General features: G+C 46.5%; 24 protein-coding genes and 3 pseudogenes. 3 read left to right on the plus strand and 24 right to left on the minus strand.

Going from position 1 to position 22,396, the window contains the following annotated elements; all coding sequences use genetic code 11:
* Positions 1-68: 68 nt before the first annotated feature.
* A pseudogene (locus ACTHO6_RS19565) lies at positions 69-1,177 on the plus strand (IS3 family transposase); the annotation flags it as partial.
* 42 nt (positions 1,178-1,219) lie between these two features.
* On the opposite strand, the gene ACTHO6_RS19570 reads toward ACTHO6_RS19565, so the two are convergent.
* The 5 genes and pseudogenes from ACTHO6_RS19570 to ACTHO6_RS19590 form a co-directional block, all read right to left on the minus strand.
* Positions 1,220-1,564, minus strand: coding sequence for a cupredoxin domain-containing protein (locus tag ACTHO6_RS19570; RefSeq protein WP_440243346.1), 345 nt, complete (start codon positions 1,562-1,564; stop codon positions 1,220-1,222).
* Positions 1,565-1,957: 393 nt separating this feature from the next.
* Positions 1,958-2,205, minus strand: a pseudogene (locus ACTHO6_RS19575) (transposase); the annotation flags it as partial.
* A gap of 228 nt (positions 2,206-2,433) precedes the next feature.
* Positions 2,434-3,672, minus strand: a complete 1,239-nt coding sequence (locus tag ACTHO6_RS19580; RefSeq protein ID WP_327920212.1) for a murein hydrolase activator EnvC family protein — start codon at positions 3,670-3,672, stop codon at positions 2,434-2,436.
* 161 nt (positions 3,673-3,833) lie between these two features.
* Positions 3,834-4,037, minus strand: coding sequence for an ATP-binding protein (locus ACTHO6_RS19585; RefSeq protein ID WP_327922374.1), 204 nt, complete (start codon positions 4,035-4,037; stop codon positions 3,834-3,836).
* A 76-nt stretch (positions 4,038-4,113) separates the two neighbouring features.
* Positions 4,114-4,185, minus strand: coding sequence for an ATP-binding protein (locus ACTHO6_RS19590; protein WP_327921784.1), 72 nt, complete (start codon positions 4,183-4,185; stop codon positions 4,114-4,116).
* Positions 4,186-4,339: 154 nt separating this feature from the next.
* On the opposite strand from ACTHO6_RS19590, the pseudogene ACTHO6_RS19595 reads away from it, so the two are divergent.
* Positions 4,340-4,393 (plus strand): annotated as a pseudogene (locus tag ACTHO6_RS19595) (hypothetical protein); the annotation flags it as partial.
* Positions 4,386-4,625, plus strand: a complete 240-nt coding sequence (locus ACTHO6_RS19600; protein WP_327921778.1) for a YdhK family protein — start codon at positions 4,386-4,388, stop codon at positions 4,623-4,625. The pseudogene ACTHO6_RS19595 and the gene ACTHO6_RS19600, both read left to right, overlap by 8 nt.
* 25 nt (positions 4,626-4,650) lie before the next feature.
* On the opposite strand, the gene ACTHO6_RS19605 is transcribed toward ACTHO6_RS19600, so the two are convergent.
* From ACTHO6_RS19605 to ACTHO6_RS19695, 19 genes are all read right to left on the minus strand, one after another.
* Complete coding sequence (locus tag ACTHO6_RS19605) at positions 4,651-4,857, minus strand: DUF2933 domain-containing protein (RefSeq protein WP_412677632.1); 207 nt, start codon at positions 4,855-4,857, stop codon at positions 4,651-4,653.
* Positions 4,858-5,027: 170 nt separating this feature from the next.
* Positions 5,028-7,073, minus strand: coding sequence for a copper-translocating P-type ATPase (locus ACTHO6_RS19610; protein WP_412677634.1), 2,046 nt, complete (start codon positions 7,071-7,073; stop codon positions 5,028-5,030).
* A 135-nt stretch (positions 7,074-7,208) separates the two neighbouring features.
* Complete coding sequence (locus tag ACTHO6_RS19615; protein WP_327921777.1) at positions 7,209-7,829, minus strand: nitrite reductase; 621 nt, start codon at positions 7,827-7,829, stop codon at positions 7,209-7,211.
* A gap of 13 nt (positions 7,830-7,842) precedes the next feature.
* Positions 7,843-10,275, minus strand: a complete 2,433-nt coding sequence (locus ACTHO6_RS19620) for a heavy metal translocating P-type ATPase (RefSeq protein WP_440243347.1) — start codon at positions 10,273-10,275, stop codon at positions 7,843-7,845.
* A gap of 84 nt (positions 10,276-10,359) precedes the next feature.
* Positions 10,360-10,560 carry a copper ion binding protein gene (locus ACTHO6_RS19625; protein WP_327921774.1) on the minus strand — a complete coding sequence of 67 codons (201 nt, stop codon included), beginning with the start codon at positions 10,558-10,560 and terminating at the stop codon, positions 10,360-10,362.
* Between the two features lie 25 nt (positions 10,561-10,585).
* Positions 10,586-10,927, minus strand: a complete 342-nt coding sequence (locus ACTHO6_RS19630; protein ID WP_412677633.1) for a metal-sensitive transcriptional regulator — start codon at positions 10,925-10,927, stop codon at positions 10,586-10,588.
* Positions 10,928-11,255: 328 nt separating this feature from the next.
* A complete protein-coding gene (locus ACTHO6_RS19635) occupies positions 11,256-12,524 on the minus strand; it encodes a hypothetical protein (protein WP_440243348.1) in 1,269 nt (422 codons plus the stop codon).
* A gap of 219 nt (positions 12,525-12,743) precedes the next feature.
* The gene (locus tag ACTHO6_RS19640; RefSeq protein ID WP_327921769.1) at positions 12,744-12,989 is read right to left on the minus strand and encodes an SHOCT domain-containing protein; all 246 of its coding nucleotides are present in this window, start codon (positions 12,987-12,989) and stop codon (positions 12,744-12,746) included.
* 129 nt (positions 12,990-13,118) lie between these two features.
* Positions 13,119-14,183 carry a cell wall-binding repeat-containing protein gene (locus tag ACTHO6_RS19645; protein WP_327921767.1) on the minus strand — a complete coding sequence of 355 codons (1,065 nt, stop codon included), beginning with the start codon at positions 14,181-14,183 and terminating at the stop codon, positions 13,119-13,121.
* Between the two features lie 280 nt (positions 14,184-14,463).
* The gene (locus tag ACTHO6_RS19650; protein ID WP_327921765.1) at positions 14,464-14,883 is read right to left on the minus strand and encodes a rhodanese-like domain-containing protein; all 420 of its coding nucleotides are present in this window, start codon (positions 14,881-14,883) and stop codon (positions 14,464-14,466) included.
* Between the two features lie 2 nt (positions 14,884-14,885).
* Entirely contained in the window at positions 14,886-15,611 is a 726-nt protein-coding gene (locus tag ACTHO6_RS19655) for a prolipoprotein diacylglyceryl transferase family protein (RefSeq protein ID WP_327921763.1), read from the minus strand.
* A 1-nt stretch (position 15,612) separates the two neighbouring features.
* Positions 15,613-16,131, minus strand: a complete 519-nt coding sequence (locus ACTHO6_RS19660; RefSeq protein WP_327921761.1) for a TlpA family protein disulfide reductase — start codon at positions 16,129-16,131, stop codon at positions 15,613-15,615.
* A gap of 45 nt (positions 16,132-16,176) precedes the next feature.
* On the minus strand, positions 16,177-16,764 hold the full coding sequence (locus tag ACTHO6_RS19665) for a DUF1405 domain-containing protein (protein WP_327921759.1): 588 nt from the start codon (positions 16,762-16,764) through the stop codon (positions 16,177-16,179).
* 61 nt (positions 16,765-16,825) lie between these two features.
* Positions 16,826-17,167, minus strand: coding sequence for a glutamate ligase domain-containing protein (locus ACTHO6_RS19670; RefSeq protein ID WP_429798141.1), 342 nt, complete (start codon positions 17,165-17,167; stop codon positions 16,826-16,828).
* 28 nt (positions 17,168-17,195) lie between these two features.
* A complete protein-coding gene (locus ACTHO6_RS19675; RefSeq protein ID WP_327921756.1) occupies positions 17,196-17,894 on the minus strand; it encodes a Mur ligase family protein in 699 nt (232 codons plus the stop codon).
* Between the two features lie 1,160 nt (positions 17,895-19,054).
* Positions 19,055-19,351, minus strand: coding sequence for a multicopper oxidase domain-containing protein (locus tag ACTHO6_RS19680; RefSeq protein WP_440243349.1), 297 nt, complete (start codon positions 19,349-19,351; stop codon positions 19,055-19,057).
* The gene (locus tag ACTHO6_RS19685) at positions 19,348-20,019 is read right to left on the minus strand and encodes a multicopper oxidase domain-containing protein (RefSeq protein ID WP_327921754.1); all 672 of its coding nucleotides are present in this window, start codon (positions 20,017-20,019) and stop codon (positions 19,348-19,350) included. The genes ACTHO6_RS19680 and ACTHO6_RS19685 overlap by 4 nt, the downstream gene beginning before the upstream one ends.
* Positions 20,020-20,038: 19 nt before the next feature.
* Positions 20,039-21,265 carry a multicopper oxidase family protein gene (locus ACTHO6_RS19690; RefSeq protein ID WP_440243350.1) on the minus strand — a complete coding sequence of 409 codons (1,227 nt, stop codon included), beginning with the start codon at positions 21,263-21,265 and terminating at the stop codon, positions 20,039-20,041.
* A 164-nt stretch (positions 21,266-21,429) separates the two neighbouring features.
* On the minus strand, positions 21,430-22,182 hold the full coding sequence (locus tag ACTHO6_RS19695) for a sulfite exporter TauE/SafE family protein (RefSeq protein ID WP_327921751.1): 753 nt from the start codon (positions 22,180-22,182) through the stop codon (positions 21,430-21,432).
* Positions 22,183-22,396: the final 214 nt, after the last annotated feature.

Raw genomic sequence — 22,396 nt, forward strand, 5'->3', positions numbered from 1 at the left:
CCCCCTCTGTTCTTCTGATACCAGATTAACAAGATAAGGGGTGATAACTCAAATCCAATTTTGGGGCTTTAGAGAAAGAAAGCGGGAAGGCGGTGGCGGAGGTAGCCCGCGAACTGAAGATAAAGGACAATACCTTGTACGGTTGGATGAAGAAGTTTGGTAGCGAGCCGGAAATCGTTCAAAATCAAGTGTTTAAGTCCGAAAACCATCAGTTACGGGAACTGCAAAAGCAAATCCGTGAGTTGCAAGAGGAGAACGAAATCTTAAAAAAGGCAATGCACTTCTTCGCGAAAGACCGTCGGTAAAATATTCATTCGTCCACGAAAACCGCTCCGAGTACCGACTGGAGAAGATGTGCAAAGTAATGAACGTATCTCGCAGCGGATATTACAAATGGCGTGATCGCCCTGAAAGTGAACGAGAGCGCCAGCACAAAGAATGGACAGAGCAGGTCAAGGAAGTGTTCGACGATTCCCGTCAGCTTTACGGGAGCCCAAAGGTCACGCAGAAGCTGAATCAGCAAGGAGTCAGCATATCTGAACGGACCGTAACACGGATTATGAAGAAGCAAGAGTGGCGGTCTAGAACCGTCAAGAAATATAAAGCCACAACGAATTCCAAGCACAGCCTGCCGGTACAAGACAACGTGTTAAACCAAGACTTTACGGCAAGTAAACCGAATGAGAAATGGGTGACAGATATTACGTATGTCGCGACCGGGGAGGGTTGGCTGTATCTGGCAAGCGTAATGGATCTGTACTCCCGCAAGATCGTTGGATGGCATATGAGTGACCGCATGACAAAAGAGCTGGTGCTGCAGGCGCTAAGGCAAGCTTACGGTCGTCAGCAGCCCGATGGAGAAGTGTTGCATCATTCCGATCGCGGCAGCCAATACGCCTCCCATGACTACCAAAAGCAACTCCAGGTTTACTCCATGACAGGGAGCATGAGCCGGAAAGGGAACTGCTACGACAACGCTTGCATTGAATCTTTTCATAGCATTATCAAAAAGGAACTTATCTATTTGAATAAATTTGAGACCCGTGCTGAAGCCGAGAAAAGCATCTTCGAGTACATCGAAGTATTTTACAACAATGAGCGTATTCACTCGACGATCGGGTACTGCACGCCATCTGATTTTGAAAGGCAGCAATACTTCAATACGGTGAATCACTAAAATCCATGTCTACTATCTTGACAGAGGTCCATAAAGCCATCATTACAGGAAGGTAATCCTTCCAACCATGCCACTTTCCTTGTGTCCTGGGATTGTACAATAAAACTGATAAGTCCCGGCAGCTGTGGCCTTTAAGACAACAGTAGCAGTCTCTCCCGGTTTGGCATGCAGATGCACCTTCTTGGCAGCTGTTTTTCCATGTTGATGATTGGTACTGGAAGTGGTTTGTATCAGGATGTCTTCATCCGATACCAATTCAAAATCGTGCTCCACGTTCCCTTCATTCTTAAATGTAACCTTAGTGGGAGTACCTTTTTTGATATAAATTTCACTTGGCTTATAGGAAAAGTCGACAGCAACGAGTTTCACCACTTCTAAGGGAAACAACGCTTTGGCTGCAACCTGTTATAGTCTGATGAAAGCTTATTTTATTAGGCTTTCGAGCGATACCCTTCGGTTTTGTTAGGAACCGTTATGATGATTGGGGACGAATTTCGTCCCCAATTCGTCCCCAAACAGCTTCTTATTTGTTGAGCCACTCCATATACGAAATCATCTGTCCGGGATCAAACCTTGATTCTTTGGTGTAAATTTTACCTGGGGGCCCTATCTGAGATGTCAAAAATACGAGTAAGTTGTCGAACTGTTGGTAATCACCGTTACCAACGAAATCCGTCTAGTTTGGTGTTGACAATCCATTTACTTCCTAAACTAAGCAGAAGATCACTAAAACCCAAAAGCCCCATGTTCATGCTAATCAACGGTATTACGGAATACCGTGTCTCGAGGCACAGAAATCTCCTGTTCGCCGCATTCCCTGCCGATGGTCTTTTTGCTCTTCCCGTTACGAATATTGGTTGTATTCTTGTTTTTACCGTCGTTTTATCATAGCCAAAGTGGGTGTCCATCTTTTTTATAGTTCTGGTATAGCCCAAATACTCATCCATTACTAATTCAAACAATTGGATCGTGTTACGAAACAAACCCTTCAGCCTCTCGTGAATACCCACGATTGTGCAGCATTCCATTGAACACTCTTTGGTCGTTATGTCTCTTTTGTATAACTTAAATGATCATCCCCTTAATGGAAAGTTTGACCATATACATAAACCTTTTGCGCTCTCGATTCACCTGGATTACTGTGACCGAATTTACAATTTAGGGATTGGAAAGTATATGCCTCTACTTTGAGACTGTACGGAAATCATAGCAGTGCTTGGTTTTGTACAGATCTTATTACGTTCTCCTTTTAATCATTAATTGAGATATCCATTGGGGTCGACAGCTTGTTCATTTTTATATACTGTAAAATGAAGGTGATTCCCCGTTGAACGTCCGGTTGATCCCACCTCTGCAATTTTTTGCCCCCTTTTTACTTCCTGTCCACTCTTAACCATGATGCCTCCTTCGCGAATATGCGCATATAATGTACTAATCTCGTCATCATGTTTAATGACAATCGCATTCCCATATCCGCTCATATAGTTGGCAATAGTGACGACCCCGTCTTCTGCTGCATAGATGTCTGTACCTTTTGGCGCAGCCATATCGAGACCATTGTGACCAGAAGACTTGCCGGTAAATGGATCCTTTCTTAAACCAAAAGGAGAGGTAATTCTATAGCTATTAGAAGGAAGTGGTAGAGAGAGCTGTCGTACCTTATTGGAATTTTGGGCAGAACGTTTTGGAGCAGATGCAGAGGAACCCATTATCGTCGTCTTCTCAGATTGTTTCTTCATCTCAGCAAGTTTCTTAGACTCCGCAGCCATTAATTCCTTCAATCTTAGTTCTTCCTCTTCCTTAATTTCCATTAACTCATCTTGCCTTTCTTTCAAGGCAGCTTTGATCACCACGCTCTTTTGATACTGTTGATCCAATGACACCTTGTAGGTCTCTGATTCCTCTATTAATGACTCAATGGATGCCAGAGAGTTCCGAATCTCTTCTTCTTTTTGAGTTAGCAGTATTTTATCCTCTTGATATTCTTCCATAATACGATTGTCTTGATTGACGATAAATCGAATGCTTTCTAAACGTATTAGAAATTCTCCGAAACTTTTTGAACCTAAAAGCAAATCCAAATAGGTTGTATTTCCTTGTTCGTACATGGCTTTTACTCTCGCCCGTAGAAGTGATTCCCGCTCTGCCAACCGTAAAGAGATTTCGTTCAAAGTTTCTTGTGTCGCTAACATTTGCCCTTTCTGATTCACGATCTGCTTTTCCAATTGATCTATTTTAAGCTGGATCTCGTTACGCTTAAGGTCGATGGTCATCAACTCTTGGTTTAATTGTTTTTCTTGTTTATTTAAGCCCCCTATTTCTACGTCGATACTTTGCATTGACTGTGCTTTCTTACTTTTTTGATATCGAATGTCATCCAGCTGCTTTTGAATACTTGCTGCGGTGTCTTTTTGTGCCCAAGTGTCAGCAATAGGAACGATGCTCCAGGTACAGAGACCTGCTAGGAACGCAATAACGGCTCTACCAGTATTCATATGTATCTCCTACTATTCACAAGAAATTTGTAGAATCATTAGGAGTATACTTAAAAAATATGTAGAAAGTATGGAGGTGATAGAGAATTATCGAACAGACGTTATGTGGCATATCAATACAAGAGGAAGAATAATGTCAACCCCGACTTTATTTTGACCCACTATCGCCGGTTTAGGAAGAATCCGGTCGTCCATCTGTACCAACCATTACCGAAACTCTTGTTACTGGTCAACAGAATATCCACTCTCTCGTACCTTGCACTTACTACCTGGATTAAGAGGTTAGCTGCCAATCTGTTAACCGATAAGTTACCAATCTTGTGAAACGAGGAGTTTTGGTCGAATATAGATGCGGAGGCGTTTATCCAGCCTGTTTTCCGCGTAAGCTTTTCTCAAGTCCTTAATGAAATGCGTGAGACTGCAAAGTAAACGTGATATCCTTTACGAGATAGCTTCTACCGCCAAAGCCACCACCAGATGACTTTTTCCCACTCCAGGAGGCCCAAAGAACAAGACATTCTCGTGTCGGGTTACGAAGTGACCAACTCCCGAATCATCCGATCGTCAATGCTGAGTTGCAAGGCATAATCATAGATGATCACATACCGGGCATGAACGGTGCTGAGGCTTTACGGTTGTCGGTACCTACAATACGACTGTCTATACCGTTTCGTACACTCCGAATGCAGGTGGAGAAAGGGTAATAAATCACAATGGATAATTCAACAAAAAAGTCAAAACAGCCTTTCCAACCAGAAGACGAAGTTGTACTGGAAGCCAATCATATGGATGGGTTGCAAGGTGCAAATGCTACTATAGACTTAGCTGAACAGACTACAGTGTATTTGGTCAATTTCTGCCCAACAACCGTTGGAGAAATCGTGAGGAATTATCAATGGGTAACAAAAAGTGAATTTTCAAGGATGATTAAACCAGTGTGTCTCGGTATTTAACAGAAGCACACTGGTTTTTTTATTTTTATTGACGTCCTTTCATGGTCTGAATATCCTGTTGCAATTGTTGATTCTGTCTCGATAACTCATCTATCTTTACATGCAATTCATGTAGTTCTGTCCGATTTTCCGTTTTACCGGAATCCCCATGCCCTCTATGATTCATCCCCTTCATGCACAACAGCATCATTAATGGACATGCCAACAGTAACAAGAATGACAGCCATTCCATCGTTCTTCCACTCCCTTTCTGAAGTAGCTAAGGTTATTATAGGGTATACATATGTAGAAAATATGAAGATCACTCAGCCCCATCATCGCCACCGATTTTAATCAAGTAACTTGGTTCTGAAACCAACATTATTTCAAATTTCCCAGTTTAAACCTTGAATTGATTCTACATTACTCTGCTCTCAACAACTTCGCATTAATGGCCACCACAATGGTGCTTAGGGACATCAAAACTGCACCCAATGCCGGACTTAGTAGAATACCGGCACCATACAGAACACCGGCAGCCAGCGGGATAGTAACGATGTTGTAGCCGGTTGCCCACCACAGATTTTGAACCATCTTTCTATATGTCCTTCGCGATAGATGAATAATCGAAACAACGTCTTCCGGATCACTGCGGACAAGAACAACATCTGCTGTTTCGATGGCAACATCCGTCCCGGCGCCTACTGCAATGCCTAGATCGGCTCTCGCTAATGCCGGGGCGTCATTCACCCCGTCTCCTGTCATGGCCACACGAAAGCCGCTGTCCTGAATCTCCTTTATTTTACCCGCCTTCTCATGGGGCAGGACTTCCGCATAAATTTCGTCCATACGAAGTTCTTTCCCGACCAACTCCGCTACTTGCCTGTTGTCGCCGGTCAACATCATCGATCGGATGCCCATCGTTTTCAATTTTTCAATGGCGTTCCCTGCGCTTTCCCGGACCTGGTCAGCCAATGCGATCATTCCGGCATATTGTTGATCTACGACCGTGAAAACAACGGTTTTACCCTGGGCAGCCATCCGGTTGTAATCCTCAACGGGAAACTCATAATGTTTTGCGCTCATAAAACCGGGACTGACCACTTTTACACCCTTGCCGTTTACGATCCCCTGAATGCCTTCGCCGGTCAGGTTTTCGTATTTTTCTGGAGTAGGTACGGCAATGCCGCGCTTTTTCACTTCATCGGTGATACCTTTCGATATGGGATGCTCTGACTGGGCTTCCAATGAACCCACAATCCTGAGTAATTCCGTTTCATCATAACCGGCTGCCGGAAGAATGTCGGTAATGCCAAACTTTCCCTGGGTCAGGGTCCCCGTCTTGTCAAATACGACGGCGTTTACATTTCGGGCTTCCTCAAATGCAGTACGGTTGCGAATCAACAGCCCTTTTTGCGCCGCCAATGTTGTGGATGTAGAGATAACCAGAGGAACGGCAAGACCCAGCGCGTGGGGACATGCGATAATCATCACCGTAACCATTCGCTGCATGGCAAAATCGAAGCTGTACCCCAGCAGCAGCCACACGGCCAAGGTGATAGAGCCGGCCGCCAATGCGATGTAAAACAACCATTTTGCAGCTTTATCAGACAAACTCTGCGCTTTGGATTTCGATTCCTGCGCTTCTTTGACCAACTTGATCACCTGGGACAAATATCCCGCCCCGCCTTCATTCTGCACGGTGACGGTCAGTGAACCTTCTCCATTGATGGCGCCCCCGATGACTCGGTCTCCCGACTTTTTGACTACGGGTACGGATTCGCCGGTGAGCATGGACTCGTCTACAGAAGATTGGCCGGTTGTAATGATTCCGTCAACTGGTATTCGCTCGCCTGGTTTGATCAGGATCTTCTGTTGGGGTTTCAACTCCGCTACCACTACATCTCTTACTTCTCCGTGTTCAGTCACGAGATGCGCTTGGGAAGGAATCAGCTTGACCAGTTCCTCCAATGCATTGGAAGCACCCATGATGGATCGCATCTCGAGCCAATGACCCAACAGCATGATGTCAATGAGGGTGACCAATTCCCAGAAGAATTCAACCTCTGTCCATCCAAAGACGATTAATGAACTATACCCGTAAGCGACGACAATCGCAAGGGCAATCAGTGTCATCATGCCGGGAACTCTATGTTTTAGCTCTTGGTACGCGCCCGACAAAAATGGTGAGCCGCCATAGAAGAAGACAAAGGAAGAAAGAAGAAAAAGCACCACAAAGTCGTATGGAAACCGCCAATTTACATTAAGAAACATTTGGATCATTGGAGACAGGAACAGAATAGGAATCGTAACGGCCAGAGAAATGAAAAATCGTTCCTTAAAATCTTCCACGTGGTGACCGGCATGCTTGTCCAATCCGTGTGATTCATCAGGATGTTCGGCTTTCCCTCCGTGGTCATGTTGGTGAGAATGCATGGGGTTGTTGTCTGCAGTCGATTCTTCATGCATGGTATGATGGGCATGGCCCTTGTTTTTCACTTTGGTCAAATGAACCACTTCTTCCTTGGTTATGTGTTTGGTTAATTCACTCCTATTCGTTATCATACCCTGTATTTCATGAAAAAAAGGTCCATCATGGACCTTTTACTTAACGTTTTGGTGAATCTGTTCAATGGACAGACGATTAACAAATTTGCTGAATTTCTCTTTGCCTTTTGCATGCGCCTTATAATAGTCGACGATTTTTACGATAACCGGAATCAGCTGTTCTTCCGTTACTCCGGATGCAAGCAGTCTCCCTGTGGAAGCTTTCAGCCCTTTGGGTTCTCCCCCGACGTAAATATCAAATGTATCTCGCATTTTGACGACCCCGATATCCTTCAGCAGAGGTTCGCTCGTACCCAGAGCGCAGCCCGCATAGCCGATTTTCAGAGGGGCGGGGGTTTCGATGCCGACAATCGCCTGATTCAAGCTGCGTGCCGTTTCGAGTCCAGCCGCATCCGCCCCTTTACAAAAATTGCAGGCAATCAGGCTTTTCGTTACAAAACCGGTCGGGTACACTTCAAGCCCGGATCGTTCCAGTTCTTCCTTGATTCTGTCGCGCTGTTCGAGGGGAACCTCCACGTACAGCTGTTTGAAAGGGGTCATTTCAATTCTCGCACCCGAACCGGCAAGGGTGCCAATCATAGCCAGCTGCTCCGGTGTGAAGATACTCCCCCCCACTTGAATGGGGGGATTTACCGCAATTTTCGTTACCTCTCCCATGGAACATTCTCCTTTAATGCCGGATTTTTACCCGCTGCAGGCGAAGCGCGTTGAGCACGACGGAAACCGAGCTTAACGCCATCGCGGCGCCTGCGATCCAGGGCGCCAACAATCCGACTGCTGCAATCGGGATGCCGATCGTGTTGTACCCCAAGGCCCAGAACAAGTTCTCCTTGATGTTCCTCATCGTCATGCGGCTCATGAATATTGCGTCCGGGATGCTCGACAGGTCGCCCCGCATCAGGGTCACATCCGCCGCCTCCATGGCGACATCCGTACCTGTACCGATGGCCATCCCGATGTCCGCTGTGGCCAGGGCGGGCGCATCGTTGATCCCGTCGCCGACCATCGCCACTTTCTTTCCTTCGGCCTGCAGTTTCTTCACTTCTTCCGCCTTGCCTTCCGGAAGCACTTCCGCACGCACATGCTCAATCCCGACCTGTGCGGCGATCGCCTTCGCCGTCCGCTCGTTGTCCCCTGTGATCATGATCACCCGGATGCCCATCTCTTTCAATCGGCTGACGGCCGCTTTGGACGTCTCCTTGATCGTATCGGCTACGGCGACCATCCCGGCGTATTGGCCGTCGATGGCCACCAGCATCGCCGTTTTCCCCGCTTCCTCCAGGCGGGACATGGGTTCATACGCAAGGGCTGCCTCTACCTGGAATTTCTCCATCAAGCGGCGGGTGCCGATCAGGATGTCTTTTCCCTCTACTGCCGCCCTGATCCCGTATCCGGGGATCGCTTCGAAAGACTGGGTATCCGGCAGCTCGATCTTTTTCTCACGGATGCCGTTCACAATCGCTTCGGCGAGCGGATGCTCCGAATTCTTTTCCGCGGCGCCGACAAGCCGCAGGAATTCCGTTTCATCGCCTTGTGCCAGCACATCGGTCAGCTCCGGTTTCCCTTTTGTGACCGTCCCGGTTTTGTCGAGAATGATGGTGTCGATCTTGTGCGTTTGCTCCAGATGTTCCCCGCCTTTGAACAGAATCCCGAATTCGGCGGCGCGGCCGGACCCGGCCATAATGGAAGTCGGGGTGGCCAGCCCAAGTGCGCAGGGGCAGGCGATGACGAGAACGGCAATGGCGCTTTCCAGCGCTCGGGCCACATCGCCGGGAGCCACGAAGAAATACCAGATCAGGGAAGTCACAACCGCGATTCCGACCACGATGGGTACGAATATGCCGGAAATCCGGTCCGCCACCCGTTGAATCGGCGCTTTCGAGCCCTGCGCTTCTTCCACGACCTTCACGATTTGGGCAAGAGCCGTTTCTTTCCCGACTTTTGTCGCCCGAATCCGCAGCATGCCGTTTTTGTTGAGGGTCGCGCCGATGACCGGATCGCCCACTTTCTTTTCAACCGGCAGGCTTTCCCCGGTCAGCATCGATTCGTCCACGGACGAGGAGCCCTCCAACACGACGCCATCCACCGGGATCTTGTCACCAGGGCGAACCAGCACGATATCTCCCACCAGGACCTCTTCCACGGGAATGGTGATTTCCTGGCCGTCCCGCAGCACCAAAGCCGTCTTGGCCTGCAGCCCCATCAGCGATTTGATCGCATTGGACGTTCTGCCTTTGGCCAGCGCCTCGAACAGTTTTCCCATGATGACCAGGGTGATCAAAATGGCGCTTGTTTCATAGTACATGGCAGGACCGTGATGCGGATCCCCACCAACGGCGTACCAGTTCAGCGTCAAATACAGGCTGTAGAAATAGGCAGCCGAAGTACCCAGTGCGATTAGTACATCCATGTTGGCACTGCCGTTGCGCAGCGCCTTGTAAGCGCCAATGTAGAAATGCCGGCCGATGATGAACTGCACCGGGGTGGCCAGAAGAAGTTGGAACCACGGGTTCATGAACAGTTCCGGCACGTAGATCCAGGTTGTAAAGGAAAAGTGTCCCACCATGCTCCACAACAGCGGGAGCGAGAGGATGGCCGAGATGATCAGCTTCCGCTTCTGGCGCTGGATCTCCTTCTGACGGTGATCGCCCGCATCCGCTTCCTCTTGCTTGACAATCGCCTTGTAGCCTAGCTGTTTCACCTTGTTTTGCATATCGGCAACGGAAACCTCGCCGGGCGTATATTCCACGCGGGCGGTTTCCAGGGCGAAGTTGACGGTGGCGTTGGTCACGCCGGGAAGCTTGTTCAGCCCTTTCTCGATCCGGTTGGCGCAAGCGGCGCAGGTCATGCCTTCCAGTTGAAATTCCGCCACTTCCTTCGCGGTGCCGTATCCCAGTTTCTGGATGGTTTGTTCCAGTTGGTCGAGGCCGACTTTGGACGGATCGTAGCTAACGCTCGCCTTCTCCAGGGCAAAATTGACATTGGCGGACGTGACGCCTTCCAGTTTGTTCAACCCTTTTTCAATCCGATTGGCACATGCCGCACAGGTCATGCCCGTGATTTGCAGGGTAGCCTGCTTGTTTTCTTTTGCGATGAATTCCATCCTCATCTACTCCTCATTTCATACCCATAGGGGGTATATTTGTTTGAGAAAGAAAGGCCACCCGTGAGTGGCCCTCACTTACTGTTACACGACATCGTACCCTTGTTCTTCGATGGCTTCCTTCACAGCCTCCAGCGTAACTTTGCTTTCCTCGAATTCCACGGTAACCGAATTGCTTTTCAAATCCACGTTGCCGGATGCGCCCACTTCCTTCAGCGCCTTTTCAATGGAGTTGACACAATGTTGGCAGGACATTCCGTTCACTTGCAGCGTTACTTGTTTCATCATAATTTGCTCCCTTCCGTCCTTATTATTTCATCAATTTATTCACGGTAACCAGAAGCTCATCGATCACTTCATGCTCCCCGGCCTGAATGCGTTCGATAATACAGCTCTTCATGTGTCCTTCCAGCAAGAGCTTGCCGACGCTGTTCAGGGCGGACTGGATGGCGGATATCTGGTTCAGCACGTCATCACAGTACGTATCTTTCTCAATCATGCCTTTGACGCCCCGGATCTGGCCTTCAATGCGGTTCAAACGGGAGATCAGATTGTTTTTGGTCTTCTCCGAATGATGGCTTTTCCGTTCCCCATGATGCGTGCAACAGTGGTCAGAATCCACTTCATTTTCAAGCAATTCTTCCTTGTTCACCTCGGTTCATCACCTCACAATCCAAATGTACAATACCCCCCTAAAGTATGTCAACAATTATTTACAAATTTTGCTTCTGTATACTGATCCACAGACCAACTCCAGCACGAAAGTGATTTCAACATCTTCCTAATCTGTTTGTGATTAGTGAAAATTACTTTATGTTCTTATAATTCCCTTCCAGGTGAGATTATACAGTTTGAGACCAGATTGAAGGAGTTTATTTATGAACAAAACATAGGAAGCAATCAACGTAATACAAGCTCTAATTGTCATTATATCCACAGTCGGTATCCTTTTATATTATGGTCATTCCTGTGCTGCCTATTTAACAGCAATCTTTCGCCAATTTATCAAGCACGCCTTTATCATTCCCAAATTTACACATGGCTTCACAATGATCACAAATTTCCTCAAAAAACAAATAGCGAAGTTCCATGTCCGCTAAATCATGAAAGGATGGGCGCCTGACTTGAGCCAGAATTTCCTTTTCCCTGTTTTTAGGTGCCACTAAATAGCAAACTTGCTTCCTGCCAAGCGAAAGAGATAAATCATACATTCGCAATATGCCTGAATAGATAGAAGTGGTGTTCTCCACCTCAAAAACAGCCTCTATGTCATTCGTATTTTTCTTAAACCAGATAACGTCAATCAGTTTTGCCGTATCCACTACTTCTTGCGGGTAAGGCAAAGCAGGGAAAACCTTCAACGACTGCCTCCCCAGTTTTTCCCCACCGTATTCCTTTCCGTGATCGTTTACTGCGATCCAAACATCGTAGCCCAAAGCCCACCCTAGTTTTGCGAGTAAATACTGTTGCTCCTGATGAGCATTTTCTTCCTTATTCATCATGCTTGTGGAGCTTGAACGCTTATCTAGATATTTTCTTATTTTTTCTTCGTCCATTTTGACAACGATGCCGGAGGAAAGCGGTGGCTGGATTTCTCCGGTTCCTACTTCAAAAAGTAGACCGGTGACCATCCCCAAATCTTTGGATAGTTCTCGGATGTACGCCTTGTTCACCTGATTGATAATCTCCCTCATGAAAAGATAGGATTCCCAAGAGCCCAGCTTAATCTTCTGCTGAAACAGCAGGTTAAACCCTTCCACCATGGCAGTATTAAAAGGGGGAAAAATTGTAGGGTGCAAAAAGTACAAGATATTGGCAACAGCGGGTCCCAACCCCTTGATCTTTCGATTCGCGAGCTTATCAACTTCTTTCAACAACGAAGTTTCCGACTGTCCTTGTAGGCAGGCCTCCAAAAATGCTCCGAATGCGCGTTTGTTTTCTTCATTCTCATAAATATCAGGAATCCGCAGTTTTGGTTTCCAGATAAAGGCATGGCTTGCACCTTGGAAAACCTCCTTTTGCTCAGAAATGGATTGCAGTACAGATTCCAGCGAAGACCCTTTGAAGTCGTTTCCAAAAGAACCTTTCTCTATTTCGTCAATTACCTTGGTGATGCCTTTTCGGATGGAGCGGAAATACTTTAACCGGCTGTCTTTCGCAAACCATGTGTTGTAAACGGAATTGGGGTCTTTTTTGTAAAGTTCAATGATTTGTGTAAACCAGCCGTCAATTGAATTTAGATCAATCATGATCTCTCACCTATTTCAAGAATGTTTTTTGGAAAAGTATAGCAAAAAGATATGAGGATTGGTTGAAAAAAGACACCCGTTGTCAGGTGCCTGTTCCCCGTTTACCAACATGTTTCATCCTATTTCCGGATCACCCCTAGTGACCTATTGATCTCAAATTGGGCCATGATCTGGCAAAATCTAACGGTATTGTCCATCTATCAAGTTGTTTAAAATTTGTTATTTATCTTGATTTAACATGTTTCGCGTTTGTCGATATTCCTCTTCGCTTATTTCCCCTTTTGCTAAACTCTCTTTTAAAATCATCAATGGGTAATCCTCTACTCTACTTTTCCTCATCAGCAACCGAATCACCCAAAATGTTGTAATCCCCAAGGCTGCAATAAAAATAAGCATTCCTACAAACATCCCGAAGCACATCATCATTATAATCGAGTTGTTCATCATCATTCCGTCCATCATCATCCCGTTCTTCCCCCAATCAAGCTGCATCAATGTCATTATGTCAAGATTACGATACCCAACTTTCATAACTTTATGCTTATGAAGCATAGAAAAGACAGGATGGTCAAGGCCCCTGTCTTTTGGTTGAGTTTAATGCCCCTTTATATTGATCGCTTCTTCTATATTCACCTGTTCTTGATAAAAAATCGAATCAAAATTGCCAAACACGTACGCATGCATATAAGGTGGTTGTGTGGTGATTCTCCTTGGTGGATTCAGGTACTGGAGGTAGCGAAGTACCGCACTGGGAAGTTGGTCGAGCTCTGTTACCAGCAACGGGGCGTGCTTTCCCAGGTGAGAGAAAACGCCTGAAAAAATGGCAAGCCTCCAGTCATCAGCCGGCACAAACGAAAATGCGTCTCCTCTCCCCGGCTGATTCCGGTTCCATCCTACCCCTGTTCGTGGATCAAAAAATCGGGAAAAGTTTACCGAGATTTCGTGCGGCGAGTTTCCTGTGATTCTCACCACATCTCCTTTTATGGTTTGACGTACTGCCGCCTCCACTTCTCGTGAAATGGTAGTCTCCGAACCGACAAGATAGACGTTCATTCTCTGATGTCCCATCAAGAAACGCATGACAACCGGCGGCAGCTCCATTCTTTTTGTCAACAAAACGGGCATTCCCACATGCATGGCGAAGTTTGGAGTAACCATGCCCTCTATAAAGCTTTCTCCCGACAACAGAAACAGATTGCGTCTCCCCAGCTCCGACATGGGAGGATAGGCGAATCGGAAGTCAGATACCGCAACCGCGGTTTCGTACGGGTTTTGGCTGCCGATCCGTAACGTAGACAGTCCAAGCTCTCTCACCTGTCGCTCTACGTTTTCACTGACGGGACCGATCAACAATACTTGCGCGGGGACATCTTTTCCCTCCGGATCAAGCCGAAGAATTTCTTGACTCACCTCTTCCGTTAGTCTCTCTGGCACGAGCATAACAGGTGCGTTGTTGGGATAGTGAACCAACGAGGACGCGGTAAATGCGAAAGGAAAAGCAGTGATCGGAGCGAGAACAAGCGCATTTGGTTTCCAGGACACCATCGTCCGGGGAAACCCTGGAAATGCCATCTGCAGGGAGTTAATCATCACATCGAGATTATGGTCTCCCCAAACGCGTGTGGTGTTTACCGTATTTCCGCTAAACAATCGAATCACCTCACCCCATCCTATGTGCAGACATCTTGATGTGGTTCCAGAAACTGGACCAACAATACCGTTTTAACCGGAATATGACATGCCCGTTACGACAAAATCACAATGGATGAAATGAGGAGGTAAAAAATGGCGACAAAACTGCAAATCCAGCAATGTATCACTAATTGCATAACTACGGTAAACATGCTTTGAACGGCAACAAACGCAGTTCCTCAGGCAGCGATTCGCGCGATATGTAATTGCAAACGAAAATAGCAACGGCACGGATTTTCCCTACCTCTTATTTCTCCAATTTTCCAGTCCATTTGGCCATGCCGCCTTCCAAATTGAACACTTCTTTGTAGCCATTATCCAACAACAACTGTCCACTCTCTGTGCCCATTCGACCGGTATGACAGATAAACACAATCTTCTTTTCCTTGGGCAAACCGGTGTATCTCTTGTTTATTTCAGCAAACGGAATATTGATTGCAGTTGGCACCCTGCCGGTGGCAAAAAGTTCAGGCTCGCGCAAATCTACAATAACCATGTCTTCGTTGTTCTTTATCATATTTGTTAATTTCGCTGTATCCAGTAATTGCAGTGTCGGCTGTGCTTGATCAATTGTAGAATTTGCAGAGAAAAAGGATTGGGTAATCCCTACACCCACAGCAAATACGACAAATATTACGAAAACAACAGCTCCCCATTTTTTTCTCATCATCATACCTCCTCATCGATTGTTCTTTCACTGCCGTTGTTTGAAGCAATAATAGCTGCAGCGGCAATTCCAAAGAAAAAGATCTGCTGTAAAGAAAGCCCGAGGATAAACGGTGCTGTATACCTTAGAAACGTCAAGATTATTTGAAACGAGCTGAACCATAATAGAAAAGAAGCGAAATTTATTGTCTTTCCGGTCTTTTTTAACCATAACATGTATATACAGGCAACCACTCCAAACAGGAGTTGATACACGAAGATGGGATGATAACGAAAAGAAGATTGGTCAACGGCTATCCCCCAAGGCATTGCGGTCACCTTACCAACGCTTTGAGTCAGCAGATGATAAACGACAAATCCTGTCAATACGCCAAAAGGCAAAACTTCAGACAGCTTATGGAACGGAAGTCCCAGCTTTTTGATATGATGCCACATAAAGCATATTGCAGCAAACACCCCGATGTACAATCCTGGTTCTGTTCCAGTAGAAAGCAAAAAGGTAAATAAATTAACCTGGTTATCAAGAAGCAGCGATGGCTGCAAGAGTAGCGGAGACAGTTTCCATATTGCTAAAACGATTAGTCCGCTTATAAACAAAGCATCCGTGATCTTCTCTCTGGCAGATTCCCCTTTTAGCAATCTTGAGATGACCAAATAAGCGACGATGCTCGAAAAACTCATGGCTACCCAAGCTACATTCATCAACTGATACACAAATTGTAACAACATGTTATCGGACCAACTCTCTTACGTATTGTTCAAACGACCCGCGATCCGTTACTCCGATAATTTTTTGCCTAATGATGCCGTGCTTATCAATAAAATACGTCGTGGGGATGGAACTCACTTGGTACATGTCGGAAATCTCGCCCCTTCGATCCAGAAGAATCGGGAAGGGAAGATCAAATTCCTTGACAAACGCCTTCGCTGCTTCCAAATCATCATTGGCTGTCATATTAACCGCGTAAAAATCCAAACGATCGCGATATTTCTCATAGACCGCTTTCAAATCCGGCGCCTCCTGGCGGCAGGGGCCACACCATGATGCCCAAAAATTCACAACAACCGGTTTATCTCGATTGCCGTTTATTTGGAACGTACCATTATCCATTGATAAAAGGGAAAAATACGGCGCAGTAAATCCAACCTTGGGGATCTGGTCAGGTGAACCGATACTGGTCTGGCTGTTATTGTAGACTGCAATAAGAGCCATGACGATAATAGCCAGTAACGCCAAGAATTTTTTCATACATAATCTTCCTCCCTCCGTTTGTATAAAACATCAGGAATGCTATCAAACAGTGAAAATTTTCTTTTTTCGCAAACATAGCCAATAAGCAATCCCAACAGAAGCGATACTTAACCAGAAGGTAAAGTACCCAATTGCCATGGCGTATTGATCTAGCACAGAGTATCGGGGCATCATGTTAAACAAATAATCGATTGCATCATTATGAAGAGTCCATACAGCCGCCGCGATCAAATGCCAGAGCTTGAAATGGTAATAGGGGGCGTATAAAATCCCCTGAACTGCCATCGCCGCGTGAGAAACTATCAGCATATAACCGGTCCATGAGAGATCTCCTGTAACGAGAAGAACCAGGATATTCATGACTACGGCCCAAATTCCGTATTTAAACAGGGTCACAAGAGCCAGTGTTTCCATTATCGGCCAATTTTTCCGCAGCAAAAAAGCAATCAATACAAATACAAAAAACAAGCTCGCGGTGGGGCTGTCGGGAACAAACACAAGAAAATGAGCAGGGGTTTCTCTCAGTTGCCACCCGTACCACAGGTATCCATACAAAGTTCCAAACAAATTGATGAAGAACAAAATCCATAACACCCATCTTTGACCCAATAGTTGAATAAGTAATTTCACGTGAATAACCCCCAAGAAAAAACTTTTGAATCGCTCTGTGACCTCAGGTTTTCTGTGTAGGTCATCCGATACTTCCCTCTTGGACATTTTTCAAATAGTGAATGGTGTCCAGATCCGAGCATGTAGGAAGTTCAAACGGAATCTGATACATTTCTGGCCCCTTTCCCGTAACTACAATACAATCCCCCCGATTGGCCTGTTCCCAGGCATGCTTGATAGTAAGTGTCCGATCGGCAATCACCGAAATGTTCGCTTGTTTCAACCGATGATACCACCCCAGTATTTTTTCATATGGCTCTCCGTTTACATCATCCAGTGTCAAGACCGTTTCATCACAATATTGCCGGGAAACCTCCAGCATAACTTCCCACTTTGACTCGTCCCTGCCGCCATCGTATTCCATATGTTGTGAAAGCCAGGGATCGGCAGTTTCAACGTATGAACTTCCTCGTTTTCGCGAACTTGAAAAGCTGGTTCCAGGCTGGTTTCCCTGCTTCTCCCCCAGGTTTCAACAGGGAAAACAACCGTGCTTTCGCATGGAAATAATAATCGAAAGTCCGATGGTAATCCAGATGTTCATGATGTTCATGGCTTAAGTTGGTAAACAATGCAAAATCAAATATCATCCCGTCGACGCGCTTCTGATCAAGACCGTGGGATGAGACTTCCATTACCACGTTTTCGTCATTGCTTTCACGGAGCCAATCCATCAGCTGAACCGGATCAGCTGTTGTCACGCGAGACGGATAAGACTCACCATTTATGTATCGTTCAACCGTACCGAACAAGGAACAGGACTGTGCAGAATATTCGAGTATATGCCGAATCAGATGTGCCGTAGTCGTTTTTCCGTTGGTTCCCGTAATGCCAATCACGGTGTGATTACGGTCTGGATGCCCGTAGAGTTCTGCTGCCAAGAGGGAAAGCGCAAGCCTTGCATCGGGAACCTGAAAATAGGGGACGGCCAAGAATTCCATTGCCCGTTCACCGATCACGGCGCGGGCCCCAGCCGATATAGCATCTTCGATAAAATGATGGCCTCCTATGTGTACTCCGGGTATCGCCACGAACAGATCCCCTTTTTCTATTTGCTTGGAGTGAAAAGCAATTTTTGCAATATCGACATCCAAGCCTTACCGAAATGGAAAAGAGAGGACTTTCAGCAATTGATCCAATCTCATGTTTATGTAGACTCCTTTGAACTCCCGTGAAATAAGTCAACAAGTCGGCTTCCCTTTCAAACAACTGTGATCAATTTAAGTTCTGCTTTAGACACCAAGTATACAACCAAAATATGTTGAAATTATGGAGAATTGGCTTTGCAGGCATTGTAGGGCAAATCTTTTCGGTTAGAAGTTTTCACTTCGCACGTTCCTTACGCCGAAATCGTCCAACTAACCACCGAAACCATATTTTTGTTCCGTCTTTCTTGTCTAGAGTGGAATGCTTCGTTGCCTCCTAGAACCAATCGCAGATGATTCCAAAATCGTAAATAAAGCAACGAGCTTGAGACTAATGCGAACCGTGAAAACGGCATATATCGTCCAGGATACGGGAGAAGTGATATCGATGCTTAACAATTGTCTCCCAGGTAATTTTCCTGTTCCTTAATCCAAGTTTGAAACAAAGTTCGCTATTTCCAAAAAGAAATGGGAGCCTGCAGGAAAATCACCACAATACTATTGATCGTCTAGATCATACTGCCCGGATCTTATAAAATGGCCACCGTGCGCAGGGAAACCACCCGCTACACTGTCTGATTGGTAGGAAAAGAATTGACAGCCGAGATCAGCCCAATCTCGTCAGACCCAATGCTAAGTACAAGCTGTATATTGTCCGAATAGGCAGGACAATGTAATATCCCAGATGCATGACCAAAACGCTAAAGAGTAAAGCCTGCTTGTGTTTACCTGCATTTCGAAATTCAAGATGTTCGGCATGGCTTCCGACGTGACAGGTTTTGAAAACGGCACGGATACGTTATCCGTGCCACAAGGGGTTAACAACCGCAATCATGTTTTTTCTTATCCATTGTTTCTTGCTTCTGTTCTTCTGCCTGAGGCGTACAACAGGAGGCATCGTGGACTCCCATTTTCTCATCTTTTTTCGAATTCTCTCCTTGTGTAGTACAACAATCTTTCATTGGCTCACCCCCTCATGGAATATGATGCGGCTTTTCAGGGACATGGATTCCCTGTAGACCTTGGGGTTAGTGTAGTTTTGCTGGATTTCAATGATGTATCTGCTGACCAGGCACAGGCATTCCCTCATATTGGACAATCGCGGTTAATCAACCGGGTTCCTTCATGTTGTTGGAAGCGTGATGCAGAATATGGCAGTGAAACAGCCAGCGCCCTGGATTGTCGGCGATAAAGTCAATATCTGCGGTTTGACCTGGAGTAACATTGATGGTGTTTAAAATTTGTGGGTACTCGACAGGATGCCCATCCAATGCGATCACGCGAAAATCATGTCCTTGCAAATGCATCGGGTGCATATCCTCGCTGATGTTGATCAAACGCAAACGCACTTTGTCCCCTTTTTTTACCATCAGTGGTTCGGTTTCGGGATAGGCTTTCCCATTCATAGTCCAATAATTGTAATTATGTTGATGTCCCTGCTCTGAACCTCCAGAACCGTTGCACTATGTCCGATATGGTGATCGGTTCTGCCTGAAGAGGCGTTTTCCGACACCACCCACCCGCTCATCACCAGCGTACAGTCCCTGTCATGTTCCAGAGTGGAGGGGGCTTGAGGGTCAATAATAAAAGCGCCATACAACCCCAAATCCACTTGCTGGATTTCGTCAACATGAGAGTGGTAAAGAAATGTTCCGGCGTGGTTGGCAACAAATTCATAGGTCTTGGTTTCTCCAGGTGCCACTCCTGGCTCGGTGAGCATTCCTACTCCATCCACCTGATTAGGAACATGCAAACCGTGCCAATGGATGGAGGTTACAGCAGGAAGCCGGTTTTCCAGGGTAATGCGGACGAGATCGCCTTCTTTCACGCGAATCGTCGGACCTGGAATGTGTCCGTTAAAACTCCAGACCTCGACTTGAACTCCCTTCACCAATTCCCACTGTACGGGGATGGCCTGCAGATGATACTCCCGGACTTCTCCCGTTAGCCGAATCTGATCCGTGTGGCACAGTACCGGCAAATCTCGGAGTTTGGTTGATGTAAGTTCAGGAACCTGTTCGGGGTATACGGAATTCCCTATTTGTTCCGGTTTGTTTTCGAGACTGGTTTCCATAAGATGCCCTCACTTTCCGTTACTTAATATATTTCACGAGAGCCATCAATCCGCCTGGCTCCACATCGGCGTTCGTGGTGTGGTGCAATTCATGACAGTGGAAAACCCATTCTCCCGGATTGTCAGCAATGAAGTCGATGTCGTAGGTTTCTCCCGGATTTACCGTAACGGTGTTTACAATGGAGGGGGTGGCCAGCGGATGACCATCTTTTGCGATGATCCGAAAATCGTGCCCGTGCAAATGCATCGGATGAATCCCGTTGCTGATATTCGCAAGACGGATGTGTACCAGTTCCCCCTGCTTTACTTCAATGGGATCGGTGTCGGGAAAAGACTTTCCGTTGATCGTCCAGTAATTGTAATCCATGCCCATGGCACTGCTGCCTGCATCGTCTTCTGAGGAGTCCGAAGGTGGCATGTCCATTCCCGCATGAGGATCTTTCTGTCGGTCTTTGTTTTGAGCCGCATGGTCCATCATGCTTCTGATGTTTCCCTTTTGTTTGAGTCCGTTTGGTTTTCCTTTTGACATTCCGGCCATCGGGTCATTTCCAGTCTGCCCCTGATGTCCTCCTGTTTTGGTAGGTATGTTCCATCCCCCAAACAACATGGTGTATTCCCGGTCGTGTTTCAACGCCTCATTGTTTTGAGGCTCGATGACTAACAGTCCATACAATCCTTTGTCAATCTGCGGGACGCTGTTGAAATGGGAGTGGTACATATAGGTTCCCGCGTGATTCGCGAGAAACTCATAGGTAAACGTTTCGCCCGGTTTAATGGCATGCTGGGTGAAAGAAGGAACACCGTCCATATTGTTGGGAACGTGCAGACCATGCCAATGAATGGAGGTTTCTTCAGGCAAACTGTTTTTCAGAATAACACGGATGGTGTCTCCTTCTTTCGCACGGATGGTTGGCCCCGGAACCGTCCCATTATACGTGTAGGCATCTGTTTGAACACCGGAAACCAGTTCCCAGCGTGCCGGTTTTGCCTCCAGCCGGTACTCTTTTACGTTCCCTGTCGGTTGGATCGCATCTGTTTCGGCAAGGGCAGGAAGCTGTCTTAATTTCAAGGTAGTGAGAATTTCTGTATTATCGGGACCTTGACGATTGGGCTGCTGCATGGGCATTTCTGGCATCTGGTTTTCTGCGGCAATATTGGGTCGTTCTGAGGGCTGCGTCGAATTCGGCGAGCATCCCCACATTCCTATAAGAAAAAGCGTTACGATGGGCAAAATCTTTTTTCGCATACGAATTCCTCCGAGTTGTTGATACCCTAGTTTTGGGTGTCAGGAGGCAAAAATATGTGCGGGTTAGCATTCCAGAACAAGGGAATCCTGACCAGGCAATAAAAAAGATGGCAACAGTTTGGGCCGTTACCATCTGGTCAAGTTTTTAAGGCTTGTTCAATGGATCACCAAAAGGTTAAAAAGTCGGAAATACCCAACAGAATGAACATGACCCCCGCAATTTTTTGAAAAGAATGCCCCAGCTTCCTTGCCTTTTTCAAAATAAAGGTCCTGTCACTTGCAATAGACAAAACAAGCAATACAACCATAAGCGGCAAAGCTGTTCCCAGTGCGAAAACGGCAGGGATCAAAGGACCTGTTGAACTGGATAGCATTAACGGCATAGCAAGGCCAAAAAAGAGCCAAAACATGGTAGGGCAAAAACCCAGGGAAAAGGTAAACCCGAGCAAAAACGATTGAACCCTCCCCTGAAAACGTCTTGCAAACTGTTCCATTTTCCCGGTAAAGGTTTGCGTATGCAAAAACGGCAGCCGGATCCATCCGACCAACATCAACCCTACCAGGACAAGAAGGGGAGCGATTAATTTTCTCGCCCACTGAAACAAGGGGATCGCCTGTGTCGAGAGCTGTTCGCCAAACAAAAACACGATACTGCCCAAAGCAGAATAAACCAGCGCTTTCCCCAAAATAAACAGAAACAGATAGCTCCCAAACGTTCCCTTAGTAACCGCATTCCGTCCAAACACCGTGAAAGCGGCCACATTGCCGGTTAACTGACAAGGCGCAAACGCGCCGATAATCCCGAGTAGCAGCGCTCCCATCAATGGAACTTGTTCTCCCATTCCATAGTACAAATCAGTAATTGGTCCTGAAAACCATACCCCTATTTGATTGATGAACGAGTAATACCAATCCATGCTTCCCACCAACTCCTGCCATTGCTTAAACCGGTTCCGAATACTTCACAATCCTCACAGCCATACTATCTTTGATTTAACATGATAGGAGGTGAAATAATGCCTGTAGTTGTATCGAATACGTACCAGCAGTGTATCGAAGCGTGCATGAAATGCCTGACCGCTTGCGAACAGTGCCTGACCGCTTGCGTGCAGGAACCGGATGCACATAAAC

Origin of the sequence: Brevibacillus sp. SAFN-007a (genome assembly GCF_051967035.1) — a bacterium.
Classification (GTDB): Bacteria; Bacillota; Bacilli; order Brevibacillales; family Brevibacillaceae; genus Brevibacillus.